Origin of the sequence: Curtobacterium sp. MCPF17_011, assembly GCF_003234145.1 — a bacterium.
Classification (GTDB): domain Bacteria; phylum Actinomycetota; class Actinomycetes; order Actinomycetales; family Microbacteriaceae; genus Curtobacterium.
This window is the reverse complement of sequence record NZ_QKSK01000008.1, coordinates 109,784-133,135: the sequence shown is the minus strand read 5'-3', so window position 1 is coordinate 133,135 and position 23,352 is coordinate 109,784. Positions and strand designations below refer to the sequence as shown.

Sequence of the window (23,352 nt, the reverse complement as noted above, 5' to 3'; positions counted from 1 at the left end):
CCTGAGGCCGTGCGGCGGCGGGCGGGGGCTGCCTAGGCTGGTGCGGTGCCGACCGACCGCTGCCCCTGCCTGAGTGGCAACCCCTACGACGAGTGCTGCGGCCCCCTCCACGCCGGCGCTCCTGCACCGACCGCCGAGCGGCTGATGCGGTCGCGGTTCTCGGCCTTCGCGCTCGGCCTGCCCGAGTACCTGCTGCGCAGCTGGCACCCACGTACCCGGCCGGCGTCGGTCGACCTGGACCCCGGGCAGCGCTGGACGCGGCTCGACGTCGTCGGCACCCGGTCGGGAGGCCCGTTCGACTCCTCGGGCACCGTCACGTTCCGCGCGTGGTGGCGTTCCGACACCGAGCGCGGGACGCTCGAGGAGACGAGCGACTTCGTCCGCGAGGGCGGGCACTGGTACTACGTCGACGGCGTCGTGGTCTGAGGGTCGCTGGCCCCCACTGGTGCGTGTGAGACGCCGGCGTCTGTGCGTGACGCCGCCGAGTGCCCGAGACGCCTCCGACGTCGGGGGCGTCTCAGCTGCTCGGCGGTGTCGCGTGCAGACGGGCCCGTCTCGGGAACGCCTGCGCGCCGCCCGTCAGCCGATCGTCTCCGGCAAGCCGACGGCAGCGCGCATCGCCCGGCGGACCTCGGCCTCGTCCGGTAGCAGCTCGTCCTCGTCCCCGGTCAGGAAGAAGCGGATCTGCCCGATCGCCTGCTCGCTGAGCATGTCGAGGCCGTTCAGCACCCGACCGCCCGCGGCCGTCCACGCCGTCGAGGCCCGGGTCGGCCACGGCTCGTACGCCACGTCGAACAGCACCGCGTCCGGGCCGGACGGCACGATGGGCAGGTGGTCAGCAGCACCGCCCGGCAGGGTCGACACCACGAAACCCATCGGGTCCGCCGAGGCGAGGTCCTGCAGGTCGTGCACCTCGATCGTCACCCCCAGTCGGGCCGCGAGCAGCACCAGGTCACCCGCCTTGCCGGTGTCGCGCAGGAACACCCGCACAAGGGAGGCTCCGAGCCGGAGTGAGGCGGTGAGGGCGCTCGCCGCCGTCGCTCCGCCGCCGAGGACCGTCGCCTCACCCGGCACGTGACCGAGTGCGGCGACCGGGCGGACGATCCCGGCGACGTCGGTGTTCGCTCCCGCCAGCACGATGGACGAACCCTCGCGACGGAACGCGACGGTGTTGGCGACACCGAGCTCGTCGACGAGCGGGGTCGTCCGGTCGAGCAAGGGCAGCACCTCGCGCTTCAACGGCATCGTGAGGCTCAGGCCGCGCCACTCCGGACCCAGCCCCGAGACGAACGCAGCGAGCCCACCGGAGGCGACCTCGTGCCTCCCGTACGAGAACGGCAGCCCGAGCACGTCGTAGGCCGCAGCGTGCAGCGTGGGGGAGAGCGAGTGCGCGATCGGGGAGCCGAGCACGGCGAGCTGGGTGCGGTCGGCGTCGGGGAAGGTCATGGCCACGGGCGCAGCCTATCCACGGGCGTCACACGAGCCTCCCGGGGGAGGAGCGCTTAGGTTAGGCTACCCTTCGTGATCCGTACCTCCCTCCCCAAGCGTCGCCTCGGGCGCGTGCTCGCCGCGGCCGGTGCCGTCGTCGCAGCCTCGCTCGTCCTGGCCGGCTGCTCCTCGTCGAGCCCCTCGTCCTCGTCGTCCTCCGCCGGTTCGTCCGACGGTGCGTTCCCGGTGTCCATCTCCACCGGTCTCGGCACCACGACGATCGACTCGGCGCCCAAGCGCGTCGTCGCCCTCGGCTGGGGAGACGCCGAGACGGCGCTCGAACTCGGCGTGCAGCCTGTCGGGGCCAGCGACTGGCTCGCCTTCGGTGGCGAGGGCGTCGGCCCCTGGCTGAAGGGTGCGTACGACAAGGCGCCGAAGATCATCAACACGCTCGAGCCCAGCTACGAGGAGATCCTCAAGCTGAAGCCCGACGTGATCCTCGACGTGAAGTCCTCGGGGGACAAGGACCGCTACGACAAGCTGTCCGCCATCGCCCCGACGGTCGCGATCCCGAAGGGCGGCGAGAACTACCTGGCCTCCACGACGGAGCAGGTCGACATGATCTCGAAGGCGCTCGGCAAGGAGACCGAGGGCAAGAAGCTCCTCAGCGATCTCGACGACTCCTACGCCGCCGCCCGCAAGGCGCACCCCGAGTTCCAGGGCAAGACCGCAGCGATCGGCGCGTACACGTCGGAGGGCTTCGGCGTCTACGCCTCCCGCGACAGCCGCGCCACGTTCATGCAGAACCTCGGCTTCACGATCCCGAAGGCGATCGACGAGGCCGCCGGCAAGGAGTTCTCGGTCTCGCTGTCGAACGAGAACCTCGACCTGCTCGACGCCGACCTGACCGTCGTGCTGCCGATCTACGTCGACGCGTCGAAGGCGTCCTCGGACCCGCTGTTCCAGAAGGTGCCCTCGGTCGAGGCGGGGCATTCCATCGTCATCGACGACTCGGACGTCTCCACGGCGTTCTCGCTCGGGACGACCGCGGCGATCGAGTGGGCGCTGCAGCGTCTGCCGGACGAGTTCGCGAAGAAGCTGGGCTGACGCCGGCCGCGGCGCGGCGCGGCTGCGGCTGCGGCTGCGGCGCCAGCCGGACCCGCACAACAGGAACCGGCCCGCACCACGAGATGTCGTGGTGCGGGCCGGTTCCTGTTGTGCGTGGACCCAGCCGCGCTGCCGGGCCAGCCACGCTGCCGGGGCCGATGGGGCGTCGGGCGGCGGGGCGTCCTGCGGAGGTGGGGCGGGCCTCCAGGCCGGGCGCTGCGCGCGTGCCGGACGGGAGGCGCGGGTCAGGACCCGAAGGACGAACCCACGAACGCGAACAGGAGCGCGAGCAGCGGGAACGCGCCCTGCATCGACGCGGAGCGCAGGTACTTGCGGCCGGTGCCCGCGAGGACGACGGCGGCACCGAGCATGCTCGCGCACGAGAAGACGACGAGCGTCCAGCCGGTCGCACCGTTGCCGGCGAGCACCAGCACGACACCGAGGACAGCGCCGATTGCCAGGAACAGGTTGTAGAAGCCCTGGTTGAAGGCGAGGGAGCGGGTCGCCTGCGCCTCGGCGTCGCTCGAGATGCTGAAGATGCGTCGGACCCGAGGGCTCGTCCATGCGAGGGACTCGAGGAAGAAGATGTACGCGTGCACCAGGCCCGCCAGGACCGCGAAGACACCGGAGATCGCCAGCAGAACCGTCATGAGGACCATCCTCCCAGCAACGGGACGGCCCCGCGGTCACATCTCGTCGGGAACGACCGCGATCAGTAGGCTCTGACCATGAACGAGGCCCGAGGGACGACCGACGACGACGCCGTGGCCGAGCTGCAGAGCATCCGGCAGAGCATCGACAACATCGACGCTGCCGTGATCCACATGCTCGCGGAGCGGTTCAAGTACACGCAGCGGGTCGGGTACCTCAAGGCCGCGGCGGGCATGCCGGCGGCCGACCCCTCGCGCGAGCAGATCCAGGTCGCACGGCTGCGTGCCCTCGCTGCCGAGTCCCACCTCGACCCGGCCTTCGCCGAGAAGTTCCTCAACTTCATCGTGGCGGAGGTCATCCACCACCACGAGCGCATCGCCGTCGGTGAACTGTGACCCTGCCGCCACTGCACCTGCTGATCGGTTCGTACACGGCGACCGGAGGCGGGAACGCGACCGGCATCTCCATCGTCGACGGTGACGTCGTGTCGACGGTCGCGGTGCTCGACGATCCGTCGTTCCTCGCCGTCGACGGCGACCGGGTGTACGCCGTCTCCGAGACGGTCGACGGTGGCGTGCACGCGTTCCGTCGCACCGGCTCCGCTCTGGAGCACCTCTGGGACGCCCCCGCCGGCGGAGATGCACCCTGCCACGTGCGGGTCGACCCCTCGGGAGCGCTCGTCGTCACGAACTACGGCTCCGGGACGGTGACCGCGGTCTCGCTCGTAGCGGCGGAGGCCTATGGCGTGCCCGGCGGGGTCGGGCACGGCGGAGCTGCTGCTGGTGGCCTCGTGCACGGTGTCGGCGGCCATGGTGCCGGGGTGTCCGCCGCGCTGCCCGACGCGGCACTCGCGACCGAGGCCCTGCCCGACGCGACCGGCCCCGACGAGGAGCGCCAGGAGGGCCCACACGCCCACCAGTCCATCGCCACACCAGACGGCACCGTGCTGGTCGCCGACCTGGGCGGCGATGCCCTGCACGAGTTCCGGATCGAGGCCGATGCGGGCTCGGTGTCGATCGAGCCGCTCCGCGTGCACCGCCTCACCCCCGGTGCCGGACCGCGGCACATGGCCTGGGTCTCCGGTTCGGTGGGCGGCGAGCTGAGCGGTGACTCGGGCGGTGACCTGGGCGGCGATCTGGTCGTCGCCGGGGAGCTCGACGGACGGGTGTACCGCCTCCGCCGTGACGAGTCCGGGACGTTCCGGGAGGTCTGCGCCACCCCGGTGTTCGACGGACCCGGTGTCCCGTCGCTCCTCAGTCACATCGAGGTTGACGAGCGCGGCCTGGTCACCGTCGCCGTCCGCGGCCGCGACCAGATCGTGGTGCTCGACACGGCCGACGACGGGCTCCGGGTCGTCGGGGCAGCGTCGGCCGGGGGAGCCTGGCCCCGCCACTTCGCCAGGGTGCCCGGGTACCTGCTCGTCGCGAACCAGAACTCGGATGCGGTGGCGGTGCTGCCGGTCGGGGACGACGGCGTGCCGGGGGAGGCCGTCGGGCAGATCGCCGTCGGCAGCCCGACGTGCGTCATCCCGTTGGGGTAGCACGTCCGGGGGCTGTCGGCGCTGCGGCTGTCAGCCCTGCGGCCGTCAGCCCTGGGGGACCGGCAGGTCGATGACGTTCTCGAACGGACGCCCCTCGGCCAGCGCCGCGACCTGGCGTCGGATCAGGTCGAGCGACCGCGGGACGCTGAGGTCCGTGTTGCCGCCGACGTGCGGCGTGAGCACGGTGTTCGGCGTCGTCCAGAGGGCGTGGTCGGCAGGCAGGGGTTCCGGGTCGGTGACGTCGAGCGCCGCCGATATCCGGCCCGAGCGGAGTTCCGCCACCAGTGCGTCGGTGTCGACGACCTTGCCACGCGCGACGTTCACCACGAGGGCGCCGTCCGGCAGCGCTGCGAGGAGGTCCGCGTCCACCAGCCCCTCGGTCTCGTCGGTGAGCGGCGCGATGAGCACGAGGACGTCCGTGGTCCGCGCGAGTTCCGGCAGTTCGCCGAACGCGTGCACCCGCCGGCCGTCCTGCTGCCGCGCGGTCCGGGCGACGACGGTGACCCGGGTGCGGAACGCCTCGAACCGGGTCGCGATCGCGGACCCGATGGCGCCGTAGCCGACGACCGTGACGCGGCGATCGGCGAGCGAACGGGTCTCCCGCGAGTCCCACCGCTGCTCGGCGCGGTCGAACTGGAACGCGGCGATCTCACGGAGCGAGGTCAGCGCCAACCCGACGGCGAGCTCGGCCGTCTCGTCGTCGTGGATCCCGCGGCCGTTCGCCAGATGAGCGTGACCGGGCACGTGCGGGGTCGCCCACTCGTACCCGGCGCTCGGCAGCTGCAGCAGCTCGAGGTTCGGCAGGTCGTGCACGAACTGCCACCGGTGCCGCCCGCCGAAGTAGAACGGCAGGAAGGCGATGGCGACCTCGTCGGCCCGTTCGTACGGAGCCTCGACGTCCCAGACGTCCAACTCGATGCCGTCCGGGACCGGGCCGAAGCCGTCGACCAGTTCCTGGAAGGGCAGCGTGACGATCGGCACCGGGTCAGGAGTCCGTGCGCGGCGAGAAGGACCCGTGGTCGTCGAGCGGCCCGCGACCGACGTAGCCCTCGGTGACGTTCTCCTGGATGACGGCACCGAAGTGCGTCGGCAGGGTCGCGCCGTGGGCGCCGCGGAGCTCGTCGATCGTCGCCTCGAACGCACCCTGGACCTCGAGCGAGCCCGAAGCGGCGTCGGTCACGCCGATGCGCAGGACGGGGTACCCCCGGCCCGTGCAGAGGCCCTGGAAGCGCACGTCGTCCTCACGTCGGACGGTCACGATGACCCGGCCGGTCGACTCGGAGAACAGCGCGGTCGCGGTGTCGACGCCGTCGCGGGACTCGAGCTCGTCCAGCACGACACGGGCACCGAGGCCGAAGCGGAGCACCGACTCGGCGAGGGTCTGGCCGAGGCCGCCGTCCGCCAGGTCGTGTGCGCTCGTCAGCAACTGCTCGTCAGCCGCGGCGGCGATGAGCTCCGCCAGGGCCTTCTCGCGCGCCAGGTCGACCCGCGGCGGACGTCCACCGAGGTGGTCGTGCACGGTGCCGGCCCAGGCCGACCCGTCGAGCTCCAGATTCGTGGTGCCGAGCAGGTAGATGTTGTGGCCGTCGTCCTGCCACCCCGAGGGGATGCGCTTGGCGACGTCGTCGATCACGCCGAGCACACCGACGACGGGCGTCGGGTGGATCGGGGTGTCACCGGTCTGGTTGTAGAACGAGACGTTGCCGCCGGTCACCGGGATGCCGAGCTCCATGCAGCCGTCCGCCAGGCCCTCGACGGCCTCGGAGAACTGCCACATGACCTCGGGGTTCTCCGGCGAGCCGAAGTTCAGGCAGTCGGTGACCGCCGCGGGGACGGCTCCGGTGACGGCGACGTTCCGGTACGCCTCGGCCAGGGCCAGTCGAGCACCCTGCTTCGGGTCGAGCTGGCAGTAGCGGCCGTTGGCGTCCGTGGCGATCGCGACACCGAGACCGGTCTCCTCGTCGACGCGGATCATGCCGCCGTCGTCGGGGAAGGACAGCGCGGTGTTGCCGAGCACGTAGGTGTCGTACTGGTTCGTGACCCAGCGCTTGTCGGAGAGGTTCGGCGACCCGAGCAGCTGCAGGAACTGCGCCTTCAGGGCAGGGCCGGTCTCCGGACGGTCGAGCGACTCGGCGCCGTCGGCCTGGAGCGCGTCGATCCAGGTCGGGTACTTGACCGGACGGTCGTACACCGGGCCGTCGACCGCGACGGTGCGCGGGTCGACGTTGACGATCTCCTGGCCCTGCCAGTCGATGACGAGGCGACCGGTGCCGGTGACCTCGCCCAGCACGCTGGTCTCGACCTCCCACTTGCCGACGACCTCGAGGAAGGCGTCGAGCTTGTCGGGGCGGACGACCGCCATCATCCGCTCCTGGCTCTCCGACATGAGGATCTCCTCTGCCGTGAGCGACGGGTCGCGCAGCAGGACGTCGTCGAGCGAGATGTGCATCCCGCCGTCACCGTTGCTCGCGAGCTCGCTCGTCGCGCAGGAGATACCCGCGGCGCCGAGGTCCTGGATGCCCTCGACGAGCTCCTTCTGGAACAGCTCGAGGCAGCACTCGATGAGGACCTTCTCGGCGAACGGGTCGCCCACCTGGACCGCCGGACGCTTGGTCGGGCCGCCCTCGGTGAAGGTGTCGGACGCCAGGATCGACGCGCCGCCGATGCCGTCGCCACCGGTGCGGGCACCGAAGAGCACGACCTTGTTGCCCGCGCCGGACGCGTTCGCCAGGTGCAGGTCCTCGTGCCGCAGCACACCGACCGCCAGGGCGTTGACCAGCGGGTTGCCCTGGTACACCGGGTCGAAGTAGGTCTCGCCGCCGATGTTCGGCAGGCCCAGGCAGTTGCCGTAGAACGAGATGCCGCCGACGACCCCGTGCACCACGCGTGCGGTGTCCTCGTGGTCGATCGCGCCGAAGCGCAGCTGGTCCATCACCGCGACCGGACGGGCACCCATCGAGATGATGTCGCGCACGATGCCGCCGACACCCGTGGCCGCGCCCTGGTACGGCTCGACGTAGGAAGGGTGGTTGTGCGACTCGACCTTGAAGGTCACCGCCCAGCCGTCACCGACGTCGACGACACCGGCGTTCTCGCCCATGCCGACCATCAGGTTCTTGGTCATCTCCGGCGTGACCTTCTTGCCGAACTGCCGGAGGTAGTTCTTGCTCGACTTGTAGGAGCAGTGCTCGGACCACATGACGGAGTACATGGCGAGCTCGCCCGACGTGGGACGACGACCGAGGATCTCGCGGATCTTCGCGTACTCGTCGGCCTTCAGCCCGAGTGCCGCGTAGGGCTGTTCCTTGTCGGGCGTCTCGGCGGCGTCCTGGACGGTGTCGGGCTTCGGGCGGACGGGCGTGGTCACGGTGTTGTCGTTCCCTGTCACTGGAGTCGCGGGCGCTGGAGTCGCGGTCACTTGACGAGCGCGCGCTCGATCACGGAGGTGAAGAAGGTCAGGCCGTCCGTGCCGGAGGCCATGGCCGCGCGGGTGTCCGGGCCGAACCCGGGCTCCGTCGCGTGCTCGGGGTGCGGCATCAGGCCGACGACGTTGCCGCGCTCGTTCGAGACACCGGCGATGTCGCCGATCGACCCGTTCGGGTTGACGCCGACGTAGCGGAACACGACCTGGCCGTTGTCCTCGATGCGCTTGATCTCGTCCGCGTCGGCGACGAACCGACCGTCGGCGTTCTTCAGCGGGATGGTGATCTCCTGCTGCGCGTCGAACCCGGAGGTCCAGGCGGTGTCGGCGTTCTCGACGCGGAGCACCTGGTCGCGGCGGATGAACTGCTGGTGGGCGTTCCGCGTGTGCGCGCCCGGGACCAGGCGGGCCTCGGCGAGCATCTGGAAGCCGTTGCAGATGCCGAGCACGGGCATGCCCTTGCCGGCGACGTCGATGACCTCGGCCATGATCGGGGCCTTGGCCGCGATGGCGCCCGCGCGGAGGTAGTCCCCGTAGGAGAACCCGCCCGGCAGGACGATCGCGTCGACGCCCTGGAGGTCGTGGTCACCGTGCCAGAGCGCCACCGGCTCGGCTCCGGCGAGACGCACGGCGCGCTGGGCGTCGCGGTCGTCGAGCGAGCCGGGGAAGGTGATGACCCCGATGCGCATCGCGGTCACTCGACGACACTCACGGAGACGACGTCCTCGATGACTGCGTTCGAGAAGACGTCGACCGCGATCTCGCGGACCTCGGCGAGCTTGGCGTCATCGACGGGGCCGTCGACCGACACCTCGAATCGCTTGCCGATGCGGACGTTGGTCAGGTCGTTCTTGCCGAGGCGGGCGAGGGCGTTGCCCACCGCCTTGCCCTGGGGGTCGAGGATCTCGGCCTTCGGCATGACCTCGACGACGATCGTTGGCACGTGTTCACTCCAGCACAGGGGTCGGGTGGGGACGTCACCAGTCTAGGTGGCCCGCGGGGGCGGCCGGAGCGGTTGTGGATGGATCATCGGAGACGTACTATTCGATGTCGAACAATCGGCGTCGAACACCCGTCGCTCTCGAACACCCTCGCTCTCGAACACCGGAGACCACGTGACCGACCTGACGCCATTGGCGTTCGCGGCACTCGGCCTGCTCGCCGAGGCGCCGATGCACCCCTACGAGATGTTCCAGACGATGTTGCAGCGTCGCGAGGACCGGAACGTCAAGGTGCGCCCCGGGACGCTGTACCACCAGGTCGGCCGCCTCGCGGACCTCGGGTACGCCGAGGTCGTCGGCACCGACCGCGCGGGCAACCGGCCCGAACGGACCACCTACTCGATCACCGACGCCGGCCGCGCGGCGCTCGAGGAGGGCCTCCGACGCATGGTCGCCGAGCCGGCCGACGAGTACCCGCAGTTCGGACTGGCGGTGTCCCACATGGACAACCTGCCCGTCGAGGACGTGGTCACCGCGCTCCGCGCTCGCATCCACGCGCTGGACGCCCGACGCGACGGGTACGACGAGACCGCCACGGGCCTCCAGGCCAAGGGCCTCGCCGAGCGCTACTGGCTCGACGTGTCGTACGTCCGTGCCATGCTCACCGCGCAACTCGAGTGGCTCACCGCCATCGCTGACCGCGTGGAGCGCGGCGACATCCCCTGGGACGGTCCGGCCGTCCCCGCAGAACCCACACAGAACAGCAAGGACACCACTCGATGACATCCGCATCAACCGCCGCCGACCTGGAGCACGGCAAGAAGCCGTGGCCAGCGCTCTGGGCACTCGTCGTCGGCTTCTTCATGATCCTCGTCGACTCGACGATCGTCTCGGTCGCGACGCCGACCATCGCGAAGGCGCTCGACGCCGACATCAACGCCGTCATCTGGGTCACCAGCGCCTACCTGCTGGCGTACGCCGTCCCGCTGCTCATCACCGGTCGGCTCGGTGACCGCTTCGGGCCGAAGGTGCTCTACCAGGTCGGGCTCGTCGTCTTCACGCTCGCCAGCCTCTGGTGCGGACTCGCCGGCTCGATCGAGATGCTGATCCTCGCCCGCGTCGTGCAGGGCCTCGGCGCCGCGATGATGACCCCGCAGACGATGTCCGTCATCACCCGCATCTTCCCGCCGCAGAACCGTGGCGCAGCCATGGGCCTCTGGGGTGCGGTCGCCGGTGTGGCCTCGCTCGTCGGCCCGATCGTCGGCGGCCTGCTGGTCGACGGCTTCGGTTGGGAGTGGATCTTCTTCGTCAACGTCCCCGTCGGCATCGTCGCGTTCGTCCTCGCACAGAAGTTCGTCCCGTCCTTCGAGCGCCACGGACACCGCTTCGACTACCTGGGCATCGTGCTGTCCGCAGTCGGGCTGTTCCTGCTCGTCTTCGGCATCCAGGAGGGCGAGACCTACGACTGGGGCACCATCACCGGCCCGATCTCGGTCTGGTCGCTGATCATCGCCGGCATCGTCGTGCTCGCCGCGTTCGTCGTCTGGCAGGGCGTGCAGAAGGGCGAGCCGCTGTTGCCGCTCGGCCTGTTCAAGGACCGCAACTTCACCCTGGCGAACATCGCCATCACCGCGGTCGGCGTCGCGATCTCGTCCTTCGCGCTGCCGATCATGCTGTGGGCGCAGGACGTCCTGCGCTTCTCGCCGACGCAGGCCGCGCTGCTCCTCGTGCCGCAGGCGGTCATCTCGGCCGGCCTCGCGCCGGTCGTCGGCAAGAAGCTCAACGTCTGGAACCCGCGCTGGGTGGCGTCCTTCGGGCTCGCCTGCTTCTCCGGCGGGCTGTTCTGGTTCGGCGCGCTGATCGCCGCGAACGCCGATTGGGGCTGGGTGCTCCTGCCGAGCGCGCTGCTCGGCCTGGCCAACGCCTGCATGTGGGGACCACTGTCCGTCTCCGCCACGCGCAACCTGCCGCCGCGTCTGGCCGGCGCCGGCTCGGGCGTCTACAACACCACCCGTCAGATCGGTGCGGTGCTCGGTTCCGCCGGCATCGCCGCCCTGATGGAGGCTCGGATCACCGCCGAGTTCCCGCAGCAGTCCGGTGGTTCCGGCGCTGGTGCCGCGCAGACCGGGTCGCTGCCCGGGTTCCTGCTCGAGCCGTTCTCGCGAGCCATGGGGCAGTCGCTCGTCCTGCCGGCCGTCGTGCTCATCGCGGCGATCGTCGCGGCCCTGTTCCTGGCGAAGCCGAAGCAGACCGTCGCCTGGAAGCAGACCGGCTCGGTCGCCACGCAGCCCGACGGGTCCGCCGACGTGGCGCAGGCCGGCGCGGCGCACGCCGGAGCGGCGCAGGCCGATGACGAGCGGGAGCACGTCGGTGCCCACGCCTCGGCCGCCGCACCCGCGACCGCCGCTGACGAGCTCGCCGCCGGGCAGCACCCGGGCAAGCACGTCGAGGCGTAGCCTGAGCGTCCCGCACCACCGGAGCCCCGGTCCCTCGCACGAGGGGCCGGGGCTCCGGTCGTCTCCGGGTGTCCCGGTCGGCCGGCGTGGTCGCCGAGCGGGCGGAAGTGCACCGCTGGCGTCCGCGGCACCAGGGTCTTCCGCCCGCTCGCGGGGTGCGCGGCCCGTGAGCCGGCGCCGAGGCGGGCGCAGTGCGGCGAGCGGGCGGAAACGCGCCTCCCGGGTCGCCCGCGCCGGAGGATTCCGCCCGCTCGCCGCGTCGCGCGCACTTCCCGGCCAGCCGGGAGGCCCGCCCCACGTCGAGCGGGCGGTTCCGCGCCCCCTGTGCTCGCGACACTCGGGGATTCCGCCCGCTCGCGGGTCGGGGCGGCGACGGGACGGACGCACGTCGGCGAGTGGGCGGAAGCGCGTCTCCGGACCGGGCGGGGCCGAGGCATTCCGCCCACTCGCGGGTCGGGGCGGCGACTCGTCGGTGAGCGGGCGGAAGCGCGTCTCCAGACCGGGCAGGGCACTGGTGTTCCGCCCGCTCGCCGGCGGGGGCGGCAGCCGAGCTGGCGCGCTTCGGCGAGAGGGCGGATCCGCGCTCCGCGGGGTCGTCGGGCCGGGGGATTCCGCCCGCTCGAGCGCGACGGACGCCCGGCGCGGATCGAACGGTCAGATCTGCGCGGCTCGGAGCGCTCGGACCCTGGTGTTCCGCCCGCTCGCGCTAGGCGGCCGAACCTCCCGCCGACCCGACCGACCCGACCGACCCGACCGACCCGACCGACCCGACCGACCCGACCGACCCGACCGACCCGACCGACCCGACCGACCCGACCGACCCGACCGACCCGACCGACCCGCGCCCCTCAGGCCAAGCCGCGAGCCCCGACCCATCAGGACCGTCGCTGCAGGTGCTCCCGTGTCAGCGCGTCCATCTGCTCGTCCGTCAGGTCGTCGACCTCGCGGGCCTCGCGGCGGTCCGAGCGCTGCCACCGGATGAAGAGAGCGATGAGCACGGGGACGTCGGCCACCTCGGCGATGAACCAGAGCAGGTCGCCCGCCAGGTGCTGGTCCCGCAGTGGCGACGGTGCCCAGGGCACGTGCAACGCCACCCTCCCGGCCCCGTCCAGCACGTGGTCGTTGACGCGCATCACGACCGCGGGCACCGCGTCGAGCACGAGCTCGACGAACGCCAGCAGGAACTCAGCGGTGGCGAAGGCGGAGGAGCGGAGCACCCCGACCTCGGACAGCGGCGCGAGCAACCCGAAGCCGAGGACGGGCACGAGGACGGTGATCCCCTCGCTGCTGACCAGGGACTGGCGGAGCACGGCCGCCAGCGGGGTGAGCATCACGCAGAACAGCGCGAGGGCGACCAGTGGCGAGACGATCGCGTTGCCGAGGAGCCGCGCCGGACGTGAGCGCAGGACGGCGTCGGCGGTCTCGGCGAGGCGGGTCGGGCCTCCCGTCCGCAGCAACGCGAACGGGCCGGACAGTGCGGCGAACGTGGGGACCGCGAAGAACAGGACGGCGATCCGCAGGACGAAGGCCCACCGCAGCTGCCGGTCGTACTCGCCGACGATCCCGAACTGCACGACCGCGAACAGGGCCAGCGCGGCGACGAACGCCAGGGTCCGCCACCAGGGCCAGCGGACGCCCCGTCGCCGGGCCACGACGAGTCCGGCGCCGTACGCGACGGCGGCGACGACGAGGAGCACCGCCGCCAGGGGGTCGACGTGCCAGGTGTTCCAGAACTCGGAGGGTGACGGCGTGGTGTGCCTCCCGGTGGTCGCGCTGCGGGAGTCATCTTCCTCCGGCCGGGAGGCCCGACGCGGCTCCGGCAGATGAGGATCCCTACATGGTCCGCACGCCCCGCGCCGCGACGGTCTTGCTCAGCAGCCACGTCCCGACCGGGATCGCGACCGCGCCGAGGAGCGCGAGCGGGAACGAGAGGTGCAGCTCCATCACGGCGAACGCCGGGCCGATCGTGCAGAGCGCCGCGACCGCGAGGACCGGCCGTGCGGGGCGGTCCGCGCCGGGCACGAGGCGGGGGAGTGGACGGTCGAAGCGGCGCACGGCCCGGGCGACGCCGAGGGTGGCGGCGAGCAGGACGACCACGGCGACGATGCGGGTGGCCCACCAGGTGCGCGAGCCGGGGTCGGGGAACGGCAGCCCGACGAGCAGCCCGATGCCGTTGAGGAGGATGAAGAGCGGCAGGTGCCACAGGTAGATCGTCATGCCGTCGCGGCCGAGCAGGAACACGACGGCCTGTGCGGGTCGGGTGCGCATCAGCCGGGTCAGGGGAGCGTGCACGACCTGGACCAGGCAGGCCTGCCCGACCGCGAGCAGGGCCAGCGGCAGCATCGGCGGGTTGAGGTCCTGCAGCATGTCCGGAGCCCACAGCCCGACCGAGGTGATCGGAACGAGGGCGGCGTAGGCGACGACCGCGACGCCCGCCAGCAGGAGCTTCGAGCGCCGGGCGAACCAGCCGTCCGCCCAGAGGAACCCGAGCTGCTGCGCGAACAGCCACACCGGACCGAGGTTGAGCAGGCCGACCTCGGCGACCCCGGTGGCGAGCCGGACCCCGTCCACCGCCGCGGCCAGGAGCAGCAGTACCGCCAGCGTGCGCCACGGGACGGTGGCATGCAGCCGGGCCATCAGGGGCACGCAGCACTGCGTGATGCCGTAGGTGGCGAGGAACCACAGCGGTGACCCGATGCCGAACGCGAGTTCGTCGAGCAGGTCCGCGGGCGTACCGAGGACGGTCGCGATGCCGAGCCCGACCGCGAGCACCGCGAACAGCGGCACCGCCGGACCGTAGAGCCGCACGAGCCGGGTCGCGACCCAGTCCCGGGCGCCGCCGCCCCGGGCAACGGTGCTGCGCCACCCGACGGCGCTCGCGAAGCCGCCGACGACGAAGAAGAGGGGCATCACCTGGCCGATCCAGGTCGCCGCCACGTACCAGGGCAGTTCCTGCAGCGGGCTCGTCACCCGCAGGCCCGAGGAGTCGGAACCGACGCCGACCATCGTGACGTGCACGATGACGACCAGGACGACGCAGGCCGTCCGGATGAGGTCGACGACCAGGTCCCGCTGCGCGATGGTCCCCCGGGCGTCCTGAGCGGTGTTCGCCGACGCGTCGGCCTGCTGCATGGACATGGCTGGACGCTACCGGTCGTTCCACCCCTCCCAGGTCGGGTCCAGCCGATCGCGACAGGATCGTGACACATTGCATTCCGGGAGGCGCATGTGTCGCCCGAAGGGCCGCTCCCGCCGTGTACAGTGGGCGTTGTCTTGAATCCTGCAAGAGAAGGGCTCCGCATGGTCGACGACAACGAACTCCTCCGTGGAGCCGGTCTCCGCGTCACCGCGCCACGCCTCGCCGCCCTCCGGGCGATCGAGACGCAGCCGCACACCACCGCCGACGACCTGGTCACGGCGCTCGCCGCCGAACTCCCGACGACCAGTCACCAGGCGGTCTACGGCGTCCTCGCCGCACTGACCGGCGCCGGACTCGTCCGTCGCATCGAGCCGGCCGGCAGTCCCGCCCGCTACGAACGGCGGACCGGCGACAACCACCACCACATCGTCTGCACGATGTGCGGCGCGATCGGTGACGTGGACTGCGCCGTCGGCCACGCGCCGTGCCTGACGCCGTCCGAGACCCACGGCTTCGCCGTCACCACCGCAGAGGTCACCTACTGGGGCATCTGCGCGCAGTGTGCGGCAGCCGAGCAGAGCGGTGTCGAGACCGACGCCGTCGCTGCGAACCGACCCGAGCCATCCTGACCGAACCTACGTTCCACCTGAGGAGGAACCGTGTCCGACCAGAACACGCCCACCACCACGACCAACAGCGGGGCCCCGGTCTCCAGCGACCAGCACTCCATGGGAGTGGGGGCCGACGGCCCCATCGCCCTGCACGACCACTACCTGGTCGAGAAGCTCGCCCAGTTCAACCGGGAGCGCGTCCCGGAGCGTGTCGTGCACGCCAAGGGCGGCGGGGCGTTCGGTACCTTCACCGTCACCAACGACGTCTCGAAGTACACGCGGGCCGCGTTCCTCCAGCCCGGCCAGACCACCGAGATGCTCGCCCGCTTCTCGAGCGTCGCCGGTGAGCAGGGTTCGCCCGACACCTGGCGGGACCCCCGCGGCTTCGCGCTGAAGTTCTACACCGAAGAGGGCAACTACGACCTCGTCGGCAACAACACCCCCGTCTTCTTCATCCGCGACGGCATCAAGTTCCCCGACTTCATCCGCTCGCAGAAGCGTCTGCCGGGCTCGCACCTGCGCAACCACGACATGCAGTGGGACTTCTGGACCCTGTCGCCCGAGTCCGCGCACCAGGTCACGTGGCTCATGGGCGACCGCGGTCTCCCGTCGTCTTGGCGCCACATGGACGGCTTCGGGTCGCACACCTACCAGTGGATCAACGCCGCGGGCGAGCGCTTCTGGGTGAAGTACCACTTCCTCACCGAGCAGGGCCACGCGACCCTGACGCAGGCTGACGCCGACCGCATCGCCGGCGAGGACGCGGACTTCCACATCCGTGACCTGTACGAGGCGATCGAGCGTGGGGACAACCCGCGCTGGACCCTCAAGGTGCAGGTCATGCCGTACGAGGACGCCGCGAGCTACCGCTTCAACCCGTTCGACCTGACGAAGGTGTGGCCGCACGCGGACTACCCCCTCATCGAGGTCGGCACGATGGAGCTCAACCGCAACCCGGAGAACTACTTCGCGCAGATCGAGCAGGCCACCTTCGCGCCGTCGAACTTCGTCCCCGGCATCGCAGCCAGCCCGGACAAGATGCTCCTCGCGCGCATCTTCAGCTACGCGGACGCCCAGCGATACCGCGTCGGCACGAACCACGCGCAGCTGCCCGTCAACGCCCCGAAGAACGAGGTGCACTCGTACTCGAAGGACGGTGCCATGCGCTTCGACTTCCAGAAGTCCGAAGTCCCGGTGTACGCGCCGAACTCGCTCGGCGGTGCCCACGCCGACCCGAACGCGACCGATGACGCCCCGGGCTGGGAGTCCGACGGAGCGCTGCAGCGTTCCGCGGCGACCCTGCACCCGGAGGACGACGACTTCGGTCAGGCGGGCACGCTCTACCGTGAGGTCCTCGACGACGCCGCCCGCGAGCGCCTGGTCGGCAACATCGCGGGGCACGTCTCCAAGGTGACGCGTGACGACCTCCGTGAGCGGGTCTTCGCCTACTGGACGAGCGTCGACCCCGATCTCGGTGCGCGCGTGCGCGCAGCCGTCGTGCCGAGCGCGCCCGGCTCGAACGAGGACCCGGAGAAGGTCGCCGTCGAGGCGTAGCAACCAGGACACAGACGGGAGGCGCGGTGCGAGATCGACTCGCACCGCGCCTCCCGTCTGTGTTCGGCGGCTCGCCTGGTGAGCGTGGGCGGCGCGCCGACCGGTCGAGACGCCCCGCTCAGTTCCGCCGAGTGGTCAGGAATCGTTGTTCCGGGAGGCCCGGTGCGACCGTTCCTGACCGCTCGGCGACCGCGGTCGGGTGCGTCAGGTCGGGTGGTTCAGACCTGCTGGCCGTTGAGGAGGATCGGACCCTCCGGCCAGTCCTCGAGGCGGGCAGTCACCGGACGGACCATCCAGCCGCCCTGCTCGGTCTCCACGACCCCGGCACCGTCCGCGGTGAAGGCGCTGAAGGTGCCCACCGCCTCGGGGAACTCGTGCCAGCCCATGTGGTCGTAGAAGGGGATGCGGTCCTCGCCCGCACCGAGGAACCCGTACGGCACGCGGAGCCCGTCGAGCACGTCGTGGACACGTTCCATCAGTTCGCGACCCACCCCGGAGCCCTGCAGACGTGGTGAGACACCCACGAGTCCGGTGTCCCCGACCAGGACGTCCTCGCCGCCGACCGTGACGAACATCCGGCGGATGCCGACGTGGGCCAGTACGACGCCGTCCTCGGTCCGGCCGAGCACCCGGCGCTCGGGTTGCATGCCCGCCCAGCTCCGACCGCCGACGTACCAGTGCGACCAGCTCGGGAAGGCCTGCGCCAGCATCGCCGCGATCGCCTCGTGGTCGGTGAGCGTCAGTGCGCTCTCCTCGACCACCTCCCACCGGATGTCTTCGCTCATCGGTCCATCCTGCCCGGGATGTGAACAACGCGGCGGAGGTCTTAAAAATGTGGTATACCGAAAGGTGGTATTCCGGAGTTCCGCCGTTCTACTGTCACGTCATCCACGAGAGGGCTCGTGGCGGAGGAGGGAGGACGGATGATCACGAAGTTGATCCTCGGCGCAGCGGTCGTCGGCACGGTCATCGGCGGCACTCTGACGCTCGACGTGGCGACTGCGCCCGGAGCAGAGGCGGCGACGTGCTACGGCTCGGTGAGCATCTGGAAGGGCAAGAACAACACCTGTTGGTCGGCCCGTCATTGGGACGCGATCAAGAACGCCAAGTCGAAGTACGGAGCGTGGGTCGGACGGGGCCGGTACTCGGTCCAGAACGCCTGCTGGGCGAACGTCGTCTCGTACGGGATGACGGCCAGGTAGATGCGACGTCGAGAGCACGGCCGCGTTGCGACGGCCATCGCGTGCGCGGCCGTGGTCTCGCTCGGCCTCCCGGGTTGTGCCCGGACCGAGGATCCGCGTGCGACCACTGCTTCCGCCGTTGCCTCGCTGACTGCTGGTGGGCCCTGGGTGGACGAGTTCCGCGAAGCACTCCGGCAGGGGGTCTCGCCGTACGAAGCGGCGATCCTCAGTGACGGTGAGGTCACGGCGGCGGAGCTCGAGGACGCGCACCACCACGTCCGGCAGTGCCTGCGGGAGTCCGGCCTGGACATCGAGTACGACCCGGACGGCGGCTTCGAGCTCTCGTCCCGTGACGGCAAGTACCCGGACGACTTCTTCAAGCGGTCGGATCCGGTCCTCCGCGCGTGCGAGGAACGGTACGACGAACACGTGACGATGCTCTTCGAGGAGACGCGTCGGAACCCGGAGAAGCAGGACGAGGCAGAGATCGCCGTTGCGTGTCTGCGGAGAGCCGGTCTGGTCGGGAGGGACTACACCGAGCGGAAGTGGCGGGCCGAGGGCGATACCGGAGTCTTCTCGTTCGACGAGTACGACAAGCGTGCGCAGCAGTGCCAGCTCGATCCGCTCGGGCTCTGGCGGGAACCGTGACACCGCGGTCGTGCGCCCTGGTGGCGATGTGCGCCCTGATTCTGAGCGGCTGTGCCCAGGCTCCTCTGGACCGCGGCGAGCCGACTCCGGGGCGGATGGATCCCTCGAGGTTCGCGGCCGCAGGGCCGTGGGCGGAGGAGTTCGCTGATGCTGCGGTGAGCCCGTACCAGATCGGCATGCTCGCCGACGGTGTGATCACAGCCGATGAACGCGCAGACGCCCGAGCGGACGAAGGTGTGCATGCGGGAGCACGGATACCGGTATGAGGAACACCGCGACGGCGCGGCGGACATCGATCCGTTGCATGGTCAGAGGGAGGGCATTGAACAGGTGATGTCGTACCTGCGGGGCTGCTCGCGGAGGTTCGACCACGACATCTCGAGGCTGTTCGACGCGATCCGACGGAACCCGGAGCACCGGGATGAGGCTGCGCTCCAGGTGGCGTGTCTGCGACGCGCAGGAGTCGTCGGCCGGGACTACACCGAGCAGCGCTGGCGGACCGAGCGCGAGGTCTACGACTACTCCTTCGTGGAGTGGTCACCGGAGGCGACGCAGTGTCGGCTCGACCCGCTCGGCCTGTTGCAGGAGGGGTGAGCGGGCGGCGCAGTAGCGCCGCGGGCGGGTGGCGTGACCGCCGCAGAGCTCACCGACTTGTAACAACCCGCTGACATTGAAGATGTCATATTTGAGTTGACCTGACGACAAGAATCTAATACGTTGCACTCTACCACGAGGTGCTTGCGGAGTGGAAGGAGAAACAAATGCTCACGAAGTTGATGGTCGCAGTTGCGATCACCGGGACCATCCTCGGTATCGGCGTCGCAATCGACACAGCGACGGCAACTGAAGCCGAAGCAGCTGCGTGCTGGGGGCAGATCACCCAGACGAGGGGGAAGAACTACACGGGTTGCGGAATGGCCCATCACTTCAATCGCATCAACAACAAAGACCTCAAATACGGTAACAACGCCAAAGCAAACACCTGGTCGTACGAACCGGTTTGCTATGCGCACGTGACGCAGTACGGGATGGTCCGGGTCTGAGGTGGTACTGAGGAGGCCCGGTCGCGGCATTGCGATCATGGTGTTGTCGATGCTCCTCATGAGTGGATGTGCCCAGGACCCAGCGTCGGCACCGTCAACTCCGCAGCGCCTTCCGGCCGCCGGTCCCTGGGCGCAGGAATTCGGAGAATCTCTTGCACTCGCCAGCGACTACGAGACTCAGATTCTGCGAGACGGTGAGATCTCCGCAGCAGAGCTCGCGGACGCGCAGGCCCGAGACCGCGCCTGCATGCGTGATGCTGGCTACGACCTGCAGGTGGCCGATGACGGAACTTCGAGCCTCAGTAGGATCGACGGAGCCGATCTTCCTGAGATGGACGTCGTCGAAGCCGTGAGGCGGCGATGCTCTCACCAATTCGACAGGAGCATCACCTATCTGTTCAACGAGGTGCGGCGGAACCCGGAGAAGCAGGACGAAGCGAAGATCACCGTCGCGTGTCTGCAGAAGTCCGGGCTCGTCGGGAAGGACTACACCGAGCGGAAGTGGCGGTCGGAGAACGACACCGGCATGTTCTCGTTCGACGACTACGACCCTGCTGCCGTGCAGTGTCGGCTCGACCCGCTCAGCCTCTGGCGGCAGGGATGAGCGGGCGACGCAGCGCAGCCGTGTCCGGCTCACTCATCGGCCTCGGCAGCCTGCTCGTCGCGGCCGCCGCCGCGGTCGGTGCGGTCGTGGCGCTCCCGACCGACCCACCCGCGGCACTGCGGACGGCGTCTCCGGTCCAGACCGTGGCGGTCACCGAGCGGACGGACGCCGACGAGCACCAGGTGCAACTCGCGCTCGACACCGGTGCGCCCCGATCGGTGGTGACGAGCCGGACCGGCATCGTCACGTCCTCGTCGTGTTCGACGGGCGGGGTTCTTCGCAGCGGCACGGAGATCGCCCGGGTCGACGACGTGCCGGTCATCGCGTTGGCGAGCAGGACGCCGCTGTTCCGGGACCTCACGCTCGAACACCGGGGAGAGGACGTCCGCGGTCTCCAACAGGAACTCGCCCGACTCGGCTCGACGATCGCGGTCGACGGCATCGTCGGACCGGGGACGCTCCGGGCGACGAGGTCGTTCCTCCTGTCCCACGACGTCCCCCGGGCGGCGGTACCGGACGACACGATCGAGCGCTCGGCGTTCGCCTGGATCCCGGCGGCCGAGGCGACGGTCCGGACGTGCACCGCCGTGGTCGGGGCGCCGGTCGACGCCGACGGCACACTCGTCGAACTGCCCGCGGAGCTGCGGGGTGCCCGGATCGAGCAGCTCCCGTCGGAGGCCGTGGCTGGCGCACGCGAGATCGCCGTCGGGCAGTTGCGCACGGCCGTCGACGACAACGGTGTGGTGACGGACCCGGACGCACTGACGCAGATCGGTGCCCTGCCGGAGTACGCCGCCACCGTTGCTTCTGCGGACGGCGTGCCGACGCTGCCGGCGTCGTGGGTGCTCGCCGAGCCGCTCGAGGTCCGCGTCGTGCCCCCGAGTGCGCTCTGGGACGTTCGGGACCACCATGCGTGCGTCCAGCCGGTGTCCGGCGATCCGGTCCGGGTCGAGGTGGTCGGCTCGGAGCTCGGGCAGTCGTTCATCCGCGTCGACCCGGGCGGGACCGCCGACCCCGCGACCGCCGACCCCGCGACGGCCGAACCCGCGACCGCCGAACCCGCGACCGCCGGCCCCGCGACGGCCGTCCCGACACCGCTCGATCGCGTCCGCGTTGTCCCGGACACCGGTCGGTCATGCCGGTGAGCCTCCGCGGAGTCGGGCACCGGTGGCCGAACGGGACCGGGCTGTTCCACGACGTCAACCGGACCTTCGACGACGGCACGGTGACGGCGCTCATCGGCCCGAGCGGCTCCGGCAAGTCGACCCTGCTCGCGATCCTCGCGCGGATGACCACCCCGACGTCCGGACGCGTGGAGCTACCCGACGACGCGGCCGTGCTCTGGGTGTTCCAGAACCCCCACGGTGTTGCTCGGCGCACGGCCCTCGACCACGTGACCCTGCCGCTGCTCGCTCACGGGATGCGCCGGCGGGCAGCGGAGCAGCGGGCACGGACGATCCTCGAGCGCTTCGGCCTGGCGCCCCGAGCGACAGCGCGTTTCCGTGAGCTGTCCGGCGGCGAGGCGCAACGGCTGATGCTCGCCCGGGGTGTGGCCGCGGCGCCGACCCTGATGCTCGTCGACGAACCGACCGCCCAGCTCGACCGGACGACCGCGGCAGAGGTGAACGGCGTGATCGCCGAACTCGCAGCCGCCGGCACGACCGTCGTCGTCGCGACGCACGACGACGCCACACGGTCTGCATGCGGCGAGGTCCTGGACCTCGGTGCGTTCCGGTGAGTCCTCGCACCGTCCCCGGGAGGACCCGGCACCCCATGCGCGTGACCGAGGTACTGCGCGAGGCCTGGCGCGACCTGGCGACCGGCGCGGGCTCCGCGGTGGCGTGCGCGGTCGTGCTCGCGGTGTTGATCGGCGGTGTCGTCAGCCTCCGGACCCAGACCGTCGCCGGGGACGTCCGTGCTGCCGCCCAGTGGGTGGTGTCCGGGGCGGCGACGCAGGTGTTCACTGCGGCGGGACGGATCGACGGTCGCGCGTGCGCGGCGCTCGCGGACGAGCCGGACGTCCTGGCGGCCGGGGCGCTCCGCCGGCTCGACGACGGCATGGTGGTCGCAGCGCTCCCGGGGACCTCGATCCCGACCTACGAGGTGACGAGCGGGGCGACCTCGCTCTTCAGCGTCACCGAGACGACCGGCGGTCCGGGTGTCGTCGTCGCGCCCGAGGTGGCCGACGAGCTGGGCGTCCATCCGGGCGAGCAGATCGTGACGCCGGACGGGCCGGTCCCCGTGGCGGGCGTCTACTCGTACCCGGACGACGGCCGGGACCCCGACCTGGCGTACGCGGTCCTGGCGCCGACCGCTGTCGACGACGCACCCTTCGACGCCTGCTGGGCGACGATCTGGCCGGAGGACGAGACAGCCCTCGCGAGCGTGCGGCGGACGCTGCTGCCGGCGACCGGTTCCGAGGAGGGCGAGCGGTCGACCCTCGGCCAGCTCAACCCGCGGTCCGGAACGGCGTTCGCCCCGAGCGAGCTCCCGACGCCGGGCGTACTCGAGGGAGCCGCACTCGGACTCGGACTGGTCGTCGGGGGCGCGGCGGTCCTCCGTCGGCGCCTGTCGATCGCCTCCGACCGGCACGTCGGCGTCAGCACGGCAGCGCAGGCACTCGGCATCGCGGTCCAGCACCTCGCGTGGGGTGTGGTCGGAACCGCCCTGGCGCTCGCCGTGTCCGTCGTACTGGTGCGGGGCCTCCCGGTCGCTGACGGGCTGCCGATCGTCGCGGGTGGCGCGGTCCTCTGCGGGCTCGGGCTCGTCGGTGCGGTCGCGGGCGGCGCGGCCGCGGTCCCCCTCATCCGGGAGCGAGCGTTGCACCGCTACTTCCGCACCCGCTGACCGGGCGGGTGCTGGGTGGTGACACGTGCCTCCCGGCCGGACCAACGCACCCGCACCCGCGCCCGCACCCGCGCACGGGCTGGCGGTCTCGCGCGCCGGAGATGGTCGTCAAAGCGACAGATGTGCACAGGATGACCCCGCACTACTGTCGCTTCGGCGACCATCTCCGGCGCACCACCGC

Annotated in this window: 25 protein-coding genes; 16 read left to right on the top strand and 9 right to left on the bottom strand. The window is 70.9% G+C overall.

What is annotated here, in order from left to right:
- The first annotated feature begins 45 nt into the window (after positions 1-45).
- On the top strand, positions 46-426 hold the full coding sequence (locus DEJ25_RS11750; RefSeq protein WP_110904947.1) for a YchJ family protein: 381 nt from the start codon (positions 46-48) through the stop codon (positions 424-426).
- 153 nt (positions 427-579) lie between these two features.
- On the opposite strand, the gene DEJ25_RS11745 is transcribed toward DEJ25_RS11750, so the two are convergent.
- The gene (locus DEJ25_RS11745) at positions 580-1,446 is read right to left on the bottom strand and encodes a shikimate dehydrogenase (RefSeq protein WP_111044785.1); all 867 of its coding nucleotides are present in this window, start codon (positions 1,444-1,446) and stop codon (positions 580-582) included.
- A gap of 75 nt (positions 1,447-1,521) precedes the next feature.
- On the opposite strand from DEJ25_RS11745, the gene DEJ25_RS11740 reads away from it, so the two are divergent.
- Positions 1,522-2,535 carry an iron-siderophore ABC transporter substrate-binding protein gene (locus DEJ25_RS11740; RefSeq protein WP_258366167.1) on the top strand — a complete coding sequence of 338 codons (1,014 nt, stop codon included), beginning with the start codon at positions 1,522-1,524 and terminating at the stop codon, positions 2,533-2,535.
- Between the two features lie 245 nt (positions 2,536-2,780).
- Here the strand turns inward: DEJ25_RS11740 and DEJ25_RS11735 are convergent, their stop codons facing one another.
- Complete coding sequence (locus DEJ25_RS11735) at positions 2,781-3,185, bottom strand: DUF1304 domain-containing protein (RefSeq protein ID WP_258366485.1); 405 nt, start codon at positions 3,183-3,185, stop codon at positions 2,781-2,783.
- 78 nt (positions 3,186-3,263) lie between these two features.
- On the opposite strand from DEJ25_RS11735, the gene DEJ25_RS11730 reads away from it, so the two are divergent.
- Positions 3,264-3,581: a chorismate mutase gene (locus tag DEJ25_RS11730; RefSeq protein ID WP_110904041.1), complete on the top strand. Its 318-nt coding sequence runs from the start codon at positions 3,264-3,266 to the stop codon at positions 3,579-3,581.
- On the top strand, positions 3,578-4,726 hold the full coding sequence (locus tag DEJ25_RS11725; protein WP_111044784.1) for a beta-propeller fold lactonase family protein: 1,149 nt from the start codon (positions 3,578-3,580) through the stop codon (positions 4,724-4,726). The genes DEJ25_RS11730 and DEJ25_RS11725 overlap by 4 nt, the downstream gene beginning before the upstream one ends.
- A 45-nt stretch (positions 4,727-4,771) precedes the next feature.
- On the opposite strand, the gene DEJ25_RS11720 is transcribed toward DEJ25_RS11725, so the two are convergent.
- Genes DEJ25_RS11720 through purS form a run of 4 tightly spaced genes read right to left on the bottom strand, consistent with a single transcriptional unit; the run spans position 4,772 to position 9,090 of the window.
- Positions 4,772-5,707: a 2-hydroxyacid dehydrogenase gene (locus DEJ25_RS11720; RefSeq protein ID WP_220033212.1), complete on the bottom strand. Its 936-nt coding sequence runs from the start codon at positions 5,705-5,707 to the stop codon at positions 4,772-4,774.
- A 4-nt stretch (positions 5,708-5,711) separates the two neighbouring features.
- Positions 5,712-8,093: a phosphoribosylformylglycinamidine synthase subunit PurL gene (gene purL, locus DEJ25_RS11715; protein WP_258366484.1), complete on the bottom strand. Its 2,382-nt coding sequence runs from the start codon at positions 8,091-8,093 to the stop codon at positions 5,712-5,714.
- Between the two features lie 47 nt (positions 8,094-8,140).
- Positions 8,141-8,836 carry a phosphoribosylformylglycinamidine synthase subunit PurQ gene (gene purQ, locus DEJ25_RS11710; protein WP_110904124.1) on the bottom strand — a complete coding sequence of 232 codons (696 nt, stop codon included), beginning with the start codon at positions 8,834-8,836 and terminating at the stop codon, positions 8,141-8,143.
- Positions 8,837-8,841: 5 nt separating this feature from the next.
- Positions 8,842-9,090 (bottom strand): phosphoribosylformylglycinamidine synthase subunit PurS, encoded by a 249-nt coding sequence (gene purS / locus DEJ25_RS11705; protein ID WP_110823495.1) that lies wholly within the window; start codon positions 9,088-9,090, stop codon positions 8,842-8,844.
- Positions 9,091-9,262: 172 nt separating this feature from the next.
- On the opposite strand from purS, the gene DEJ25_RS11700 reads away from it, so the two are divergent.
- Entirely contained in the window at positions 9,263-9,871 is a 609-nt protein-coding gene (locus DEJ25_RS11700; RefSeq protein ID WP_258366483.1) for a PadR family transcriptional regulator, read from the top strand.
- Entirely contained in the window at positions 9,868-11,544 is a 1,677-nt protein-coding gene (locus DEJ25_RS11695; RefSeq protein ID WP_375334556.1) for a DHA2 family efflux MFS transporter permease subunit, read from the top strand. Before DEJ25_RS11700 ends, DEJ25_RS11695 begins: the two co-directional genes overlap by 4 nt.
- Positions 11,545-12,419: 875 nt before the next feature.
- Here DEJ25_RS11695 and DEJ25_RS11690 read toward each other — a convergent pair.
- Both DEJ25_RS11690 and DEJ25_RS11685 read right to left on the bottom strand, forming a co-directional pair.
- Complete coding sequence (locus tag DEJ25_RS11690; protein WP_111044782.1) at positions 12,420-13,241, bottom strand: cytochrome c oxidase assembly protein; 822 nt, start codon at positions 13,239-13,241, stop codon at positions 12,420-12,422.
- Between the two features lie 136 nt (positions 13,242-13,377).
- Positions 13,378-14,682, bottom strand: a complete 1,305-nt coding sequence (locus tag DEJ25_RS11685; RefSeq protein WP_111044781.1) for an acyltransferase — start codon at positions 14,680-14,682, stop codon at positions 13,378-13,380.
- Positions 14,683-14,844: 162 nt separating this feature from the next.
- On the opposite strand from DEJ25_RS11685, the gene DEJ25_RS11680 reads away from it, so the two are divergent.
- Positions 14,845-15,312, top strand: a complete 468-nt coding sequence (locus DEJ25_RS11680) for a Fur family transcriptional regulator (RefSeq protein WP_111044780.1) — start codon at positions 14,845-14,847, stop codon at positions 15,310-15,312.
- 30 nt (positions 15,313-15,342) lie between these two features.
- Positions 15,343-16,848: a catalase gene (locus tag DEJ25_RS11675; protein ID WP_111044779.1), complete on the top strand. Its 1,506-nt coding sequence runs from the start codon at positions 15,343-15,345 to the stop codon at positions 16,846-16,848.
- A 218-nt stretch (positions 16,849-17,066) separates the two neighbouring features.
- Here the strand turns inward: DEJ25_RS11675 and DEJ25_RS11670 are convergent, their stop codons facing one another.
- On the bottom strand, positions 17,067-17,633 hold the full coding sequence (locus tag DEJ25_RS11670; protein WP_111044778.1) for a GNAT family N-acetyltransferase: 567 nt from the start codon (positions 17,631-17,633) through the stop codon (positions 17,067-17,069).
- A gap of 138 nt (positions 17,634-17,771) precedes the next feature.
- Here DEJ25_RS11670 and DEJ25_RS11665 point away from each other — a divergent pair, with 138 nt between their 5' ends.
- The 8 genes from DEJ25_RS11665 (at position 17,772) to DEJ25_RS11630 (ending at position 23,171) form a co-directional block, all read left to right on the top strand.
- Positions 17,772-18,050 (top strand): hypothetical protein, encoded by a 279-nt coding sequence (locus DEJ25_RS11665; protein ID WP_111044777.1) that lies wholly within the window; start codon positions 17,772-17,774, stop codon positions 18,048-18,050.
- Between the two features lie 147 nt (positions 18,051-18,197).
- Positions 18,198-18,677 carry a hypothetical protein gene (locus DEJ25_RS11660; protein WP_111044776.1) on the top strand — a complete coding sequence of 160 codons (480 nt, stop codon included), beginning with the start codon at positions 18,198-18,200 and terminating at the stop codon, positions 18,675-18,677.
- A 204-nt stretch (positions 18,678-18,881) separates the two neighbouring features.
- Complete coding sequence (locus DEJ25_RS11655; protein WP_111044775.1) at positions 18,882-19,271, top strand: hypothetical protein; 390 nt, start codon at positions 18,882-18,884, stop codon at positions 19,269-19,271.
- A 167-nt stretch (positions 19,272-19,438) separates the two neighbouring features.
- Positions 19,439-19,720 (top strand): hypothetical protein, encoded by a 282-nt coding sequence (locus DEJ25_RS11650; protein WP_111044774.1) that lies wholly within the window; start codon positions 19,439-19,441, stop codon positions 19,718-19,720.
- 49 nt (positions 19,721-19,769) lie between these two features.
- Positions 19,770-20,324 (top strand): hypothetical protein, encoded by a 555-nt coding sequence (locus DEJ25_RS11645; RefSeq protein ID WP_146240677.1) that lies wholly within the window; start codon positions 19,770-19,772, stop codon positions 20,322-20,324.
- Positions 20,321-21,469, top strand: a complete 1,149-nt coding sequence (locus tag DEJ25_RS11640) for a peptidoglycan-binding protein (protein ID WP_111044772.1) — start codon at positions 20,321-20,323, stop codon at positions 21,467-21,469. Before DEJ25_RS11645 ends, DEJ25_RS11640 begins: the two co-directional genes overlap by 4 nt.
- On the top strand, positions 21,460-22,062 hold the full coding sequence (locus DEJ25_RS11635) for an ABC transporter ATP-binding protein (protein WP_111044771.1): 603 nt from the start codon (positions 21,460-21,462) through the stop codon (positions 22,060-22,062). Before DEJ25_RS11640 ends, DEJ25_RS11635 begins: the two co-directional genes overlap by 10 nt.
- 35 nt (positions 22,063-22,097) lie before the next feature.
- The gene (locus DEJ25_RS11630; RefSeq protein ID WP_110904055.1) at positions 22,098-23,171 is read left to right on the top strand and encodes a hypothetical protein; all 1,074 of its coding nucleotides are present in this window, start codon (positions 22,098-22,100) and stop codon (positions 23,169-23,171) included.
- Positions 23,172-23,352: the final 181 nt, after the last annotated feature.